Below are 12,391 nucleotides of genomic sequence, written 5' to 3'. Positions count from 1 at the left end.
CACACCTCGCATTCTCGGCTGTGTCGCCGTCACGCCGGAGTCGTCTCGTAGGTCCAGCGCAGAAGAGCGCCCAGGCCGCCCGTAGGAATGTCCGTGGCTTCCGTGTCGTCCTCGTCCGCCGGGGGGACGACCAGTACGTCGGCGGCCGTGACGGCGGCTGCGCGTAGCAACGCGTCGTCCGCGCGTACTGCCGCCGGATCGCTCACCCCCAGCGTCCGGGCGTCGCTCCGGCGCGCCGCGACCTGGTCGGGCCGGCTGCCCACCCACGTCTCACGGTCCAGCTCCGGTCCGTCGGGCCGGACGAGCAACGTGTCGATGCGGTGTTCTCGGGCCGCTTCCACCAGCGCCGGGATGCCTTCCACCGCCTCCGTGGACCGGTCGGTGCCCACGCGGCCGGCACGGAAGCGGTCGAGCGCCTCCTCGACACGGTGACTCGTGTACCGCCGCCGGGCCTCCTCGATGGCCTCCTCCAGCAGCGCGGAGGCGGACCCCGCGGCGCGACCGCCGTGCTCGGTCTCCGTTGTGACCCGGCGGACCGCTTCGGTGAGCCTCTCGTGCACGGACGGCCGCTCGCGGGGGTCGCCGGCCAGGACGACCAGGTCGGCACCGGATTCCTCATAGGCCGCACTCAGCGCTTCGGCGATCTCACCGGCGTTGCGCTCCCAGGTGTTCTCGACCTTGAGCTGGAAGTGCCGCTCGGACCAGTCGGACGAAGCCGTGCGATGCACGGGGTGCTGCTGCCCCTCGACCTGTCCCGCGGACCGCGGGCCGGCTGCCCCGCGCAGCTCGAAGTCGGCACCCGTCCGGTCGATGTACGCCACGAGGCAGACCGGGTCCTGACCCACCAGTTCCAGCAGCGGCGTCAGCCGGGGCAGCGAGGCCCAGCAGGCGATCGGCCGCTGCGGCGGGCGGGAGAGCCGGTGGCTGAGCACCACCTCGCCCCCGGCCGCGAAGACCACTCGGCCCGTCGGGTCCTCCGCGGGTCCGATCCGAAGGAGGGCGTCGCGTACCGCTTCCGTGGTCGCGGCGTCGGCACCCTCCTCCTCGAGCGTCCGGCACGCTTCGCGTACGGACAGCTCACGCCGCTTGGCACCCGACTCGTCGTTCTGGGCGGGGTCGAAGTAGACGGTGGCCCACGGGCCCGGGCGGTCGAAGAGCGGTTGCAGGAAAGACAGCTGCACTTTTCCTCCTTCGGTCCGTTGCCGGGCCGGGTGCCCGAAGCAGGACGAGAGACACACGACGAACCCGGCACGCGGGTCTCACCCCGCGTGGTCCGACTACGGCCGGAGCGCCGTCGGTGCCCTCGGAGCGGCGGACCCTCTCTCCGCCCGGCTGCGCCGGCCGCCGGCCCTCATCCCATCCTTCGAGAGGGTCGGCGGCCCACCACCGGCATCCTCGACAGCCGTCCGGGTTTACTCGTTCCCGAACACGGCCTTCTGGACATCGTTCGGGCCGTCGAACTCGTCCGCAGGGGCATCGCCGAGCTTCTCCACGAGGGTGTCGTCCGCACCGTTGTCCTTGGCCAGCGTGACCAGGTCGTCGCGGCTGGCAGGGTACTCGGCGCCCTTGAGTGCCTTCTGCAGGTCGATCGGGCTGATGCTCGCCATGGCGGTCTCCTCGCTGTCCTGACGGTCCTCCGGTAGGCCCGTCGTACCGGGTCGGCCGGCAGGTACATCGTGGCCACAGCAGAGGGGACGGCGCATGTCGGCCCGTCCGCCCCGGCGAAGTGGGCGACACCGTCCGTGGCATGGGTCGGCTCCGGTTCGGTGGAGGCCCCGGTCCGCCCGCAGACGCGCGGAGTCGTGCCGGCCGGTCGGCACGCTACGAACCCCGTGTGGTCGTTCAGGGGCCACCGAAGCGACGCGCGGTCACCGAGCCGGCACAACCGCACGCATGCGGCAACCCGATCCGGCTACTCACACCGACATCCGAGTCGACGCGAGAGCGAGGAGGGACCCCGTGAGCGGACACCCCTGGCGCAGGGCCCTGGTGACCGGCGGAGCGGGATTCGTCGGATCCCACCTGTGCGCACGGCTGGCCGAGGCCGGCAGTGAGGTCGTGTGCGCGGACAACCTGGTCACCGGATCCCGGGCCAACGTCTCCGAACTGGAGCGGTACCGCGGCTTCCGCTTCGTGTGCGCCGACGCCACCGCCCCCGACGCCCTCGCGGCTCTGCCCGGCAGGTTCGACCTGGTGCTGCACTTCGCCTGTCCCGCCTCGCCCGCCGACTACCTGCGGCTCCCCCTGGAGACCCTCGACGTCGGCAGCACCGGCACCCGCAACGCCCTGGGGCGGCCCGCGCCGACGGCGCGCGCCTCGTCCTCGCTTCCACCTCCGAGGTGTACGGCGACCCGTTGGAGCACCCGCAGCGCGAGACGTACTGGGGCAACGTCAATCCCATCGGGCCGCGCAGCGTCTACGACGAGTCCAAGCGCTTCGCCGAGGCCCTGGTCACCGCCCACCGTCAGGTGCACGGCACCGACACCGCCATCGTGCGCATCTTCAACACCTACGGCCCCCGCATGCGCACCGGCGACGGCCGCGCCGTACCCACCTTCATCGCGCAGGCCCTGGACGGCATGCCCCTCACCATCGCCGGCGACGGCAGCCAGACCCGCTCCCTGTGCTACATCGACGACACCGTCACCGGCGTCCTCGCCCTGGCCGCCTCCCGCGAGACCGGCCCCGTGAACATCGGCGGCGGCGAGGAGATCACCGTGCTGGAACTGGCCCCCGCATCGTCGAGCTCACCCGATCCGCCTCCCGGATCCGGTTCGTGGACCGCCCCGTGGACGATCCCGCCCGGCGCCGGCCCGACACCCGGCTCGCCCTCGAACGCCTGGGCTGGCGGCCCCGGACCGGCTGGAGCCAGGGCCTGTCCCTTACCGTCAACTGGTTCTCGCGCTCGATGGCTGCCTGAAGTAACGCTCGCCGTGTGAACACAGCTCCGGTGCAAAGGAGGGTCCTGCGTCCGCACAGCCACGGAGAGAAACGAACGCGAGGACCTCCGGGCGAGCTGTCTCCAAGTGTTTGAGATGACTGCGGTGGGGACCCGCGAGGCCAGAGCGCCTCTGCATGCCGTCCGGGACGGAGCACCCTTCATGCGCATTCTTGGTGTCAACGCCCTGTTCCACGACCCGGCCGCCGCCCTCGTCGTGGACGGACGTACGGTCGCGGCGGCCGATGAGGAGCGGTTCAGCCGGCGTAAGCACGGCAAACGCCCGCTGCCGTTCTCGGCGTGGGAACTGCCGGAGCTGTCCGCCCGCTGGTGCCTGGAACACGCCGGTGTCCGGCCGGAGGAACTGGACGCGGTCACCTACTCCTACGACCCCGCGCTCGCCCGGCCCGCCGCCGACATGGACCTGGACGACCCCTTCGACCCGCTGCGCCAGGACTACGCCCGCCGCGCCCCCGAGTTCCTCGCCGAGGCCCTGCCCGGCCTCGACCCCGAGCAGGTCGTCTTCGTCCCCCATCACGTCGCGCACGCCGCCTCCGCGGGACGTGCCGCCCCGCATCCCGACAGCGCGGTCCTCGTCCTGGACGGGCGTGGTGAGTGCGCGTCCCACCTGGCCGGGCGCTACGACGACGGCAAGCTGGACACGCTCTTCACCCAGCCTCTGCCCGACTCCCTCGGCCTGCTCTACGAGGACCTGACCCAGCACCTCGGCTTCCTGCGCAGCAGTGACGAGTACAAGGTGATGGCGCTCGCCTCCTACGGCACCCCGCGCCACCTGGCCCGGCTGCGGCAGTACGTGCACGCCACGGGCGACGGCGGCTTCCGCGCCCACGGGGTCGACTGGGCCGCCCTGGCCCCTCCCCGTGCCAAGGGCGAACCGTGGACCCGGGAGCACGCCGACCTGGCCGCGAGCACGCAGGCCGTCCTGGAGGAGGTCCTCCTCGAACTCGTGCACTGGCTGCACCGCGAGGCCGGCGGTGAGACCCTCGCCCTGGCCGGCGGCGTCGCGCTGAACTGCGTCGCCAACTCGAAGATCGCAGCGAAGGGCCCGTACCGGAACGTGTGGGTGCAGCCCGCCGCCGGAGACGCCGGCACCGCGCTCGGCGGCGCCCTGCACCTGGCCGAGAACCCGGAGCCGATGTCCGGCGCCGCCCTCGGCCGCGGCTGGAGCGACCAGGAGATCCGCGCCTGGCTCCAGGGGGCGGGGGTCCCGTTCGAGGAGCCGGCCGACATCGCCGAGACTGTCGCCGGGGAACTGGCCCGGGACGGCGTCGTCGCCTGGTTCCAGGGCCGCAGCGAGTACGGACCGCGCGCTCTCGGGCACCGCTCCCTGCTGGCCCACCCGGGCCGGGCGGAGAACCTGGAACGGCTGAACCGGGTCAAGGGACGTGAGGAGTTCCGGCCCGTCGCGCCCATGGTGCTCACCGAACGCGCCCACGAGATCTTCTCCGGTGGCCCGCTGCCCAGCCCGTACATGCTGTTCGTGCACGACGTCGCCGCGGAGTGGCGTGAGCGCATCCCGGCCGTGGTGCACGTGGACGGCACCGCCCGCATCCAGACCGTCGACGCCTCTCAGGAGCCGCTCGTGGCGCGCATGCTGACCGCGTTCGAGCAGCGCACCGGGGTGCCCGTCGTGGTCAACACCAGCCTCAACACCGCTGGCCGGCCCATGGTCGACGATCCGCGCGACGCCCTGGAGTGCTTCGGCTCAGCACCGGTGGACCTGCTGGCGATCGGGCCGTACGCGGTGCGCCGGGGCGCGATGTTCGGGAGGGCCTGACGTATGACCGCCTACGCCGTCGTCATCCCCACGCTGGTGCGCGGCACGCTCGCCGACTGCCTCGCCGCGCTCGCCGCCGCGACCGGTCCGAAGCCCGAGAAGATCGTCCTCGTCGACGACCGCCCGGAGCCGGACGCCACGGCGCTGGATCATTCGCTGGGCGTCCTCGGCGATCTGCGCAAGCGCGCCCTGGTGATCCACAGCGGAGGGCGCGGACCCGCCGCCGCCCGCAACGCCGGACTGCGCGCGGTCAACACGCCCTGGGTCGCCTTCCTCGACGACGACGTCCAGGTCGGCCCGCACTGGTGCGACCAGCTCTCCCAGGATCTCGCGGAAGCCGGCCCCGAAACCGGTGGCGTACAGGGCGTCATCACCGTACCGCTGCCGGGGGAGCGCCGGCCCACCGACTGGGAGCGCGGCACCGCCGGCCTGGCCCGGGCGCGCTGGATCACCGCCGACATGGCGTACCGCGCCAAAGCCCTGAAGCAGACCGGCGGCTTCGACGAGCGATTCCGGCGGGCCTTCCGCGAGGACGCCGACCTCGCACTGCGGATACTGGACGCCGGCTGGAGCATCGGGCAGGGCCGGCGCACCACCCGGCACCCTGTGCGGCCGGCCGACCGCTGGGTGTCCCTGCGTGCCCAGCGGGGCAACGCCGACGACGCCCTGATGCGGCGCCTGCACGGGCCGGACTGGTGGCAGCGGGCCGAGGCGCCGCGCGGCCGGTTGCGCAGGCATCTCGCGATCACGGCCGCGGGTCTGGCCGCCGGTGTCCTCGCCCTGACCGGGCACCGCCGGGCCGCCGCGGCCGCAGCACTGGGCTGGGCCGTCGGCACCGGCGAGTTCACCTGGGCACGCATCGCGCCCGGACCGCGCACCCCACACGAGGTGAACACCATGCTCGTCACGAGCGTGCTCATCCCGCCCGCCGCCACCTGGCACCGGCTGAGCGGGCTGTGGCGCCACCGAGACGCCGCCCCCTGGCAGGAAGTGACGTCGTGAACGAGATCGACCTCGTGCTGTTCGACCGCGACGGCACCCTCGTCCACGACGTCCCCTACAACGGCGAGCCCGATCTGGTCCGCCCGGTCGACGGCGCCCGCGAGGCACTCGACTCGCTGCGCGCCCGCGGCATCGGCACCGGCGTCGTCACCAACCAGTCCGGCATCGCTCGCGGGCTGCTCTCCACCGCCGACGTCCGCCGTGTCAACGAGCGGATCGACGCCTTGCTCGGCCCCTTCGACATGTGGGCCGTCTGCCCGCACGGCCCCGACGACGGCTGCCACTGCCGCAAACCCCGGCCCGGCATGATCCTCCGGGCCGCCGACCGGCTGCGCACTCCGACGGAGCGGATCGCCGTGATCGGCGACATAGGAGCCGACGTCGAGGCCGCGAGCCGGGCCGGTGCCCTCGGTGTCCTCGTCCCCACCGCGCAGACCCGGCCGGAGGAGATCGCGGCTTCCGAACACGTGGCACGCGACCTGTCGACGGCCGTGCGCACCGTGCTGTCCCAGCGGCCGTCCGGACGGTTTCCAGTCGGCCGGCGGCCTGTCACAGCCGCCCACGAGATCACCGGGAGCATCCGATGAGGGCCCTGGTCACCCGCCTGGACAGCTTCGGCGACATGCTGCTGGCCGGACCGGCCATCCGTGCCGTCGCGGCCCGGGCCGACCACGTCACCGTTCTGTGCGGACCGGCCGGCGCCCCTGCCGCCCGCATGTTGCCGGGCGTGGACGACATCCTGGTCTGGGACGCGCCGTGGGTGGGCTTCACGCCCCCGCCCGTGGGCCGCGGCGAGGTCGAGCTGCTCGTCGACACCATCGACGCCGACACCGCGCTGATCCTCACCTCCTTCCACCAGTCGCCGCTGCCCGCCGCCCTGCTGCTGCGCCTGGCCGGCGTCGGCTTCATCGCCGCCGACAGCGACGACTACCCCGGCTCCCTGCTCGACGTGCGCCACCACCGCGCCCCACACGCCCACGAGGCGGAGGCCGCGCTCGACCTCGCCGAGGCCGCGGGCTTCCCCCGCGTCGACGACGGCCGACTGCGCGTGCTGCACCCGCCCAACGCCCTCCGGCTGACCGGACCGGAGCCGTACGTCGTACTGCACCCCGGGGCCAGCGTGCCCGCCCGGGCCTGGAGCCGGGAGCGGTGCGCCGAGGCGGTGCGTGAACTGTCGGTGGCCGGGCACCGGGCCGTGGTGACCGGCGGTCCCGGGGAGCGCGAGCTGACCGCGTACGTCGCCGGTGACCACGGCCTCGACCTCGGCGGCCGTACCGACGCCGTGGAACTGGCCGGCGTGCTGGCCGGCGCGCGGGCCGTCGTCACCGGCAACACCGGCCCCGCCCACCTCGCCGCCGCCGTCGGCACCCCGGTGGTGTCCCTGTTCGCCCCCGTCGTCCCCGCGGAACGCTGGCACCCCTACGGCGTCCCGCACATGCTGCTCGGCGACCAGGACGCGCCCTGCGCGGACAGCCGCGCCCGGGACTGCCCGGTGCCCGGCCATCCATGCCTGCAGTCCGTCACCGCGGAGGATGTGGTGGCCGCCGTGGAGAAAGTGATGGTCGTGGAATGAGGATCCTGATCTGGCACGTCCACGGGTCGTGGACCACGGCCTTCGTACAGGGCCCGCATACCTACGTCGTCCCCGTCACCCCGGACCGCGGACCCGACGGACTCGGCCGCGCCCGCACCTTCGACTGGCCGGAGTCGGTGATCGAACTCCCGCCGGAACGGCTGCGGGACGCCGACATCGACGTCGTGATCCTTCAACGCCCGCACGAGTACACCCTCGTGGAACAGTGGCTGGGCCGCCGCCCGCCCATGGTGTACCTGGAGCACAACGCTCCCCACGGCTCTCCCGGAGTACCGGACACCCGGCATCCGGTCAGCGACCTGCCCGGTGTGCCGCTGGTTCACGTCACCCACTTCAACCGCCTGATGTGGGACGCCGGAAGTGCCGAGACCACCGTCATCGAACACGGCATCGTCGACCCCGGTCCCCTGTGGACCGGAGAGTTCCCGCACGCGGCCGTCGCCGTCAACGAGCCGATCCGGCGCGGCCGTACCACCGGGACCGACTTGCTGCCGACGTTCGCCGAAGCCGCCCCGCTGGACGTCTTCGGCATGAAAACCGACGGCCTCGCCGACCACCTCCGCATTCCGCCCGAGCGCTGCCGCTCGTACGAGCTGGTCCAGCACGACCTGCACGCCGAGATGGCCCGCCGCCGCGTCTACGCACACCCCGTGCGCTGGACCTCCCTCGGGCTGTCCCTGCTAGAGGCCATGCACCTCGGCATGCCCGTGGTCGCCCTCGCCACCACCGAGGTCACAGAGGCCGTACCAACCGGCGCCGGTGTGGTCTCCAACCGCATCGACGTACTGACCGACGCCGTCCGCGACTTCATCACCGACCCGCTGCACGCCCGCACGGTCGGCGAGGATGCACGGGCGGCGGCACTGGCCCGCTACGGGCTGTCCCGCTTCCTGGACGACTGGGAGCGGCTGCTGAAGGAGGTGACCCGATGAGGATCGCCATGGTGTCCGAGCACGCGAGCCCTCTCGCCGCGCTCGGCGGTGTCGACGCCGGCGGCCAGAACGTGTATGTGGCACGGCTCAGCGAGGAGTTGGCGCGTCGCGGCCACGACGTCACCGTGTACACCCGCCGTGACGCGGCCGATCTGCCCGAGCGGGTGCCGCTGCCCGGCGGTGCCGTCGTCGAGCACGTGCCCGCCGGACCGCCCGAGGTGATTGCCAAAGACGGACTGTTGCCCCACATGCCCGACTTCGGCGCGTACCTCACCCGGGCCTGGCGGCCGGACCGGCCGGACGTCGTGCACGCCCACTTCTGGATGTCGGGCATGGCCGCTCGGATCGGCGCGCACCCGTACGGCATCCCCGTGGTCCAGACGTTCCACGCCCTCGGCACCGTCAAGCGCCGCCACCAGGGCCGGGACGACACCAGCCCGCCCGAACGCATCGGCGTCGAACGGCAAATCGGCCTCACCTGCGAACGGATCCTGGCCACCTGCACCGACGAGCAGGAGGAACTCGCCGCTATGGGCGTGTCCTCCAGCCGGGTGTCCGTGGTGCCGTGCGGCGTCGACACCGACCACTTCCACCCTCGGGTCGACACCGCCGACGCTCCCGGGCGGGAGCAGCGGCACCGGCTGCTCGCCTGCGGCCGACTGGTCCCCCGCAAGGGCTACGACCAGGCGATCCGCGCCCTCACTCGGATCCCGGACACCGAACTGGTCATCGCCGGCGGCCCGCCCTCCGACCGGTTGCACGCCGAGCCCGAAGCCCGACGGCTGCTGAAATTGGCCGAGGAGCAGGGAGTGGCCGAACGGGTACGGCTGCTCGGTGCCGTCGACCCGCGCCGGATGCCCGCGCTGATGGGCAGCGCGGACCTGGTCCTGTGCACTCCCGTGTACGAACCGTTCGGCATCGTCCCGTTGGAGGCCATGGCCTGCGGTACACCCGTCGTCGCTACCGCCGTCGGTGGTCACCGGGACACCGTCGCCGACGGCCGCACCGGACGGCTCGTGCCGCCGGGCGACGCCCCGGCGGTCGCCGCCACCGTCCGCGATCTGCTCGGGCACGACCGCAGGCGTGACCGCTTCGGCGCGGCCGGCCGCAAGCGTGTGCTCGCCCGCTACACCTGGCAGCGCGTAGCGGACGGAGTGGAACGGGTCTACCGGCAGACCGCCATGGGCCGTGAACTGCGTACGGAGGTCGCCTGATGAGCACCCATGCCGAATCGTCCGTCGTCGCGCACTGCGACGAACTCCTGGACGCCCTGACCCGGTTCCGCGGCCGGGCTCCTCTCACGGAGCGCTGGGGCGGGCTGCTCGCGGAGGTGCTCTCCAGCGGGGGCCGGCTGCTGGCCGCGGGCAACGGCGGCAGCGCCGCCCAAGCCCAGCACCTGACCGCCGAACTCGTCGGCCGCTACCGCGACGACCGGCCGCCGTTCTCCGCGCTCGCCCTGCACGCCGACACCTCCAGCACCACCGCCATCGCCAACGACTACGGCGTAGACGAGGTGTTCGCCCGCCAGGTACGCGCCCACGGCCGCTCCGGCGACATGCTGATGCTGCTGTCCACCTCCGGCGCCAGCGCCAACCTGCTGTCCGCCGCCGACGCCGCCCGCGCGGCCGGTCTGCGCGTATGGGCCCTCACCGGACCCGCCCCCAACCCGCTGACCGCGGGCAGCGACGAGGCCCTGTGCGTGGAGGCGCCCACGGCGGCCACCGTCCAGGAACTCCACCTGGTAGCGGTGCACATGGTGTGCGCGGCGTTCGACGCGGCGCTGGAGAGGAAGGCGAAGTGACCGTGGCACGCTCGGGCACGTCCCCTCGTCGTGGTCGGTGACGCCCTGCTCGACCGCGACTTGACCGGCCACGCCGACCGACTCGCCCCCGACGCGCCCGTACCGGTCGTCACCGAGCGGGCGCGACGGGCACGGCCGGGCGGCGCCGCCCTCGCGGCCTGCCTCGCGGCCGCGGACGGCCGGGACGTGACCCTGATCACCGGCATGGGCGACGACCCGGCGAGCGAGGAGTTGCGCCGGCTGCTCGACGGCCGGGTGAGGGTGATCGGCCTGCCGCTGTCCGGCGCCCTGCCGGAGAAGACCCGCGTGCTGGCACAGGGCCGCCCGGTCGTGCGACTGGACCGCGGTGACGGCCGCGTTCGCGGGGCCACCGACGAAGCCCGTGAAGCCGTCCGCTCGGCCCCCGCCGTGCTGGTCTCCGACTACGGCCGGGGCGCGGCGGACGCCCTGCGCGACGTCCTGGCCGAGCGTCCGCCGGTGGTCTGGGACCCGCACCCGCGAGGCGGGCCGCCGGTGCCCGGCATCCGGCTGGTGACACCGGCGCGGTCGGAGGCGCGCGCACTGGCGGGGGCCGTCGGAACACCGGACGGCGACCTGCGCGCCGCCGCCCGCGAGGCCGCCGCGCTCGTGCGGCGCTGGGGCGCGACCTCCGTGGCGGTGACCATGGGCGCGCGCGGTGCCCTGCTCTCGTACGGCGAGCACCCCCTACTCGTCCCGGCGCCGGCCGCGCACCACGGCGACCCCTGTGGCGCCGGCGACCGGTTCGCCGCGACGGCGGCCGGGCTGCTCGCCGACGGGACACTGGTGGGCGAGGCCGTCGAGGCCGCCGTCATAGCCGCGAGCGGGTTCGTCGCCGCGGGCGGCGCGGGCACGGTGGCCGGCGGGGCCCCGCCCGAAGCCGAGGCGCTTCCCCGGCAGCCCGGCGAAGACGGCGCGGGCGCTGCTCCCGACCCGCGCACGGTGATCGCCCGGGTACGGGCCGCCGGCGGCACCGTCGTCGCGGCGGGCGGCTGCTTCGACCTCCTGCACGCCGGGCACGTCGGCCTGCTCCAGACCGCCCGCCGCATCGGAGACTGCCTCATCGTCTGCGTCAACTCCGACGCGTCGGTACGGCGCCGCAAGGGAAAGGGCCGCCCCGTCAACCCGCTGGCCGACCGGGCCCGTGTGCTGCTCGCCCTGGGATGCGTCGACGCGGTGGCCGTGTTCGACGAAGACACCCCGGAACGGCTGCTGACCGACCTGCGCCCCGACATCTGGGTCAAGGGAGGCGACTACACCGGCGCGGACCTGCCCGAGGCGGTGCTGCTCGAGGAGTGGGGCGGACAGGCGGTGCTGCTGCCGTACCTCGACGGGCGGTCCTCGACCGCGCTCATGACCCGGGCGGCGGAGGGAGCCCGATGACGCACCCCCGCCTGCTCGTCCTGCGCGCCCTCGGCCTCGGCTACCTCCTCGCCGGCGTGCCGGCGCTGCGCGCCCTGCGACGGGCCTTCCCCGGCCACGAACTGGTATTGGCTCGTCCGCCATGTCCGCCCGCTCGAGGAAGTCGCCCGCCCCGCGCATCACCATGGCTCGCAGCAACAGTTTGGTCAGGCCAGCCGCACTGTCGCGCCGACGTTGAGATCGATGACCTACTGGTCCTCGGCCAGGTCGGTGTCCATCAAGGCGCCGCCCCACACCCGCGTTGAGGGCCCCCGCGTCGGCCGTCAGACCGTCGAGCGCGTCCAGCAGCCGAAACCGTCCCTCGCCGGTCCGCAAGCCGGCGCGCACGGCGCGCATCTCATGCCAGGGCGCCGTCACCCTGCCGGGTCGGCGGTTCCGAGAGGGGCGGGCACCCGCGGGTGAGTCTCACGGCACCGGGCAGTGTGGCTGCCACGCGCAGGTATCGGCAGACACCGGTTGTGCGGAAGACCCTGCGGGCCAGCGATCGACGCGCCACAACACACAGCACGGCTCCACGGCTATAGGCGAATTGCCGGGTACGCAGCAAGACACTGACAGCCGTGGCGGTGACCAAGGGCGTTTGCACATCGATGATCACGGTGCGGGCGGCCGACCGCGAGATCTTTCCGCAGAGGTGCCCGTGGGCGACGTCCTCCGTGTTGAAATCGATGGCGTCGTCGATCTGAATCACAATCTGGTCTTCGGTGAGGCGGTGGCACGGAAACAGCAACACGGACTCCTCGAATGCATGCCTGGCTAGCGGGCTGCCGCTTCCTGACGCCGTATCCGTCGTACCCCTGCCCCAGCGGCTGATGCCAAAGATCGGCGTGGTCTTGCCCACCCGCCCCCCCCCAGACTGGACGCGGGCACGAATTGCGGATCCGAC

General features: G+C 73.3%; 11 protein-coding genes and 1 pseudogene. 9 read left to right on the top strand and 3 right to left on the bottom strand.

Features of this window, described 5'->3' with window-relative positions:
- Positions 1-29: 29 nt before the first annotated feature.
- Together ACLIN4_RS35330 and ACLIN4_RS35325 are read right to left on the bottom strand one after the other, a co-directional pair.
- Positions 30-1,181: a Vms1/Ankzf1 family peptidyl-tRNA hydrolase gene (locus ACLIN4_RS35330; protein ID WP_411576624.1), complete on the bottom strand. Its 1,152-nt coding sequence runs from the start codon at positions 1,179-1,181 to the stop codon at positions 30-32.
- Between the two features lie 231 nt (positions 1,182-1,412).
- Positions 1,413-1,607 (bottom strand): DUF2795 domain-containing protein, encoded by a 195-nt coding sequence (locus ACLIN4_RS35325; protein WP_073935361.1) that lies wholly within the window; start codon positions 1,605-1,607, stop codon positions 1,413-1,415.
- Between the two features lie 352 nt (positions 1,608-1,959).
- Between ACLIN4_RS35325 and ACLIN4_RS35320 the strand changes: the two are divergent.
- From ACLIN4_RS35320 to rfaE2, 9 genes and pseudogenes are all read left to right on the top strand, one after another.
- Positions 1,960-2,920 (top strand): annotated as a pseudogene (locus ACLIN4_RS35320) (NAD-dependent epimerase/dehydratase family protein).
- A 181-nt stretch (positions 2,921-3,101) separates the two neighbouring features.
- A complete protein-coding gene (locus ACLIN4_RS35315; protein WP_411576623.1) occupies positions 3,102-4,736 on the top strand; it encodes a carbamoyltransferase in 1,635 nt (544 codons plus the stop codon).
- Positions 4,737-4,739: 3 nt separating this feature from the next.
- A complete protein-coding gene (locus ACLIN4_RS35310; RefSeq protein ID WP_411576622.1) occupies positions 4,740-5,738 on the top strand; it encodes a glycosyltransferase family 2 protein in 999 nt (332 codons plus the stop codon).
- Entirely contained in the window at positions 5,735-6,325 is a 591-nt protein-coding gene (locus ACLIN4_RS35305) for a D-glycero-alpha-D-manno-heptose-1,7-bisphosphate 7-phosphatase (protein WP_411576621.1), read from the top strand. Before ACLIN4_RS35310 ends, ACLIN4_RS35305 begins: the two co-directional genes overlap by 4 nt.
- Positions 6,322-7,311: a glycosyltransferase family 9 protein gene (locus ACLIN4_RS35300; protein WP_411576620.1), complete on the top strand. Its 990-nt coding sequence runs from the start codon at positions 6,322-6,324 to the stop codon at positions 7,309-7,311. The genes ACLIN4_RS35305 and ACLIN4_RS35300 overlap by 4 nt, the downstream gene beginning before the upstream one ends.
- Positions 7,308-8,264, top strand: a complete 957-nt coding sequence (locus tag ACLIN4_RS35295; protein WP_411576619.1) for a glycosyltransferase — start codon at positions 7,308-7,310, stop codon at positions 8,262-8,264. Before ACLIN4_RS35300 ends, ACLIN4_RS35295 begins: the two co-directional genes overlap by 4 nt.
- Positions 8,261-9,478: a glycosyltransferase gene (locus ACLIN4_RS35290; protein WP_411576618.1), complete on the top strand. Its 1,218-nt coding sequence runs from the start codon at positions 8,261-8,263 to the stop codon at positions 9,476-9,478. The genes ACLIN4_RS35295 and ACLIN4_RS35290 overlap by 4 nt, the downstream gene beginning before the upstream one ends.
- Positions 9,478-10,065: a D-sedoheptulose-7-phosphate isomerase gene (locus ACLIN4_RS35285; protein ID WP_411576617.1), complete on the top strand. Its 588-nt coding sequence runs from the start codon at positions 9,478-9,480 to the stop codon at positions 10,063-10,065. The genes ACLIN4_RS35290 and ACLIN4_RS35285 overlap by 1 nt, the downstream gene beginning before the upstream one ends.
- A gap of 30 nt (positions 10,066-10,095) precedes the next feature.
- The gene (gene rfaE2 / locus ACLIN4_RS35280; RefSeq protein WP_411576616.1) at positions 10,096-11,466 is read left to right on the top strand and encodes a D-glycero-beta-D-manno-heptose 1-phosphate adenylyltransferase; all 1,371 of its coding nucleotides are present in this window, start codon (positions 10,096-10,098) and stop codon (positions 11,464-11,466) included.
- 376 nt (positions 11,467-11,842) lie between these two features.
- Here the strand turns inward: rfaE2 and ACLIN4_RS35275 are convergent, their stop codons facing one another.
- A complete protein-coding gene (locus ACLIN4_RS35275) occupies positions 11,843-12,346 on the bottom strand; it encodes an STAS domain-containing protein (protein ID WP_411576615.1) in 504 nt (167 codons plus the stop codon).
- Between the last annotated feature and the right edge of the window lie 45 nt (positions 12,347-12,391).

The sequence above is a fragment of the Streptomyces mutabilis genome (genome assembly GCF_046628145.1).
GTDB classification, from domain to species: domain Bacteria; phylum Actinomycetota; class Actinomycetes; order Streptomycetales; family Streptomycetaceae; genus Streptomyces; species Streptomyces mutabilis.
This window is presented reverse-complemented; position numbering and strand designations above follow the sequence as displayed.

What these genes read in the sequence shown, in the direction of transcription:
- ACLIN4_RS35325 (WP_073935361.1), bottom strand. Translation starts at nt 1,607, where the DNA reads ATGGCGAGCATCAGCCCGATCGACCTGCAGAAGGCACTCAAGGGCGCC.
- ACLIN4_RS35315 (WP_411576623.1), top strand. Translation starts at nt 3,102, where the DNA reads ATGCGCATTCTTGGTGTCAACGCCCTGTTCCACGACCCGGCCGCCGCC.
- ACLIN4_RS35310 (WP_411576622.1), top strand. Translation starts at nt 4,740, where the DNA reads ATGACCGCCTACGCCGTCGTCATCCCCACGCTGGTGCGCGGCACGCTC.
- ACLIN4_RS35300 (WP_411576620.1), top strand. Translation starts at nt 6,322, where the DNA reads ATGAGGGCCCTGGTCACCCGCCTGGACAGCTTCGGCGACATGCTGCTG.
- ACLIN4_RS35295 (WP_411576619.1), top strand. Translation starts at nt 7,308, where the DNA reads ATGAGGATCCTGATCTGGCACGTCCACGGGTCGTGGACCACGGCCTTC.
- ACLIN4_RS35290 (WP_411576618.1), top strand. Translation starts at nt 8,261, where the DNA reads ATGAGGATCGCCATGGTGTCCGAGCACGCGAGCCCTCTCGCCGCGCTC.
- ACLIN4_RS35285 (WP_411576617.1), top strand. Translation starts at nt 9,478, where the DNA reads ATGAGCACCCATGCCGAATCGTCCGTCGTCGCGCACTGCGACGAACTC.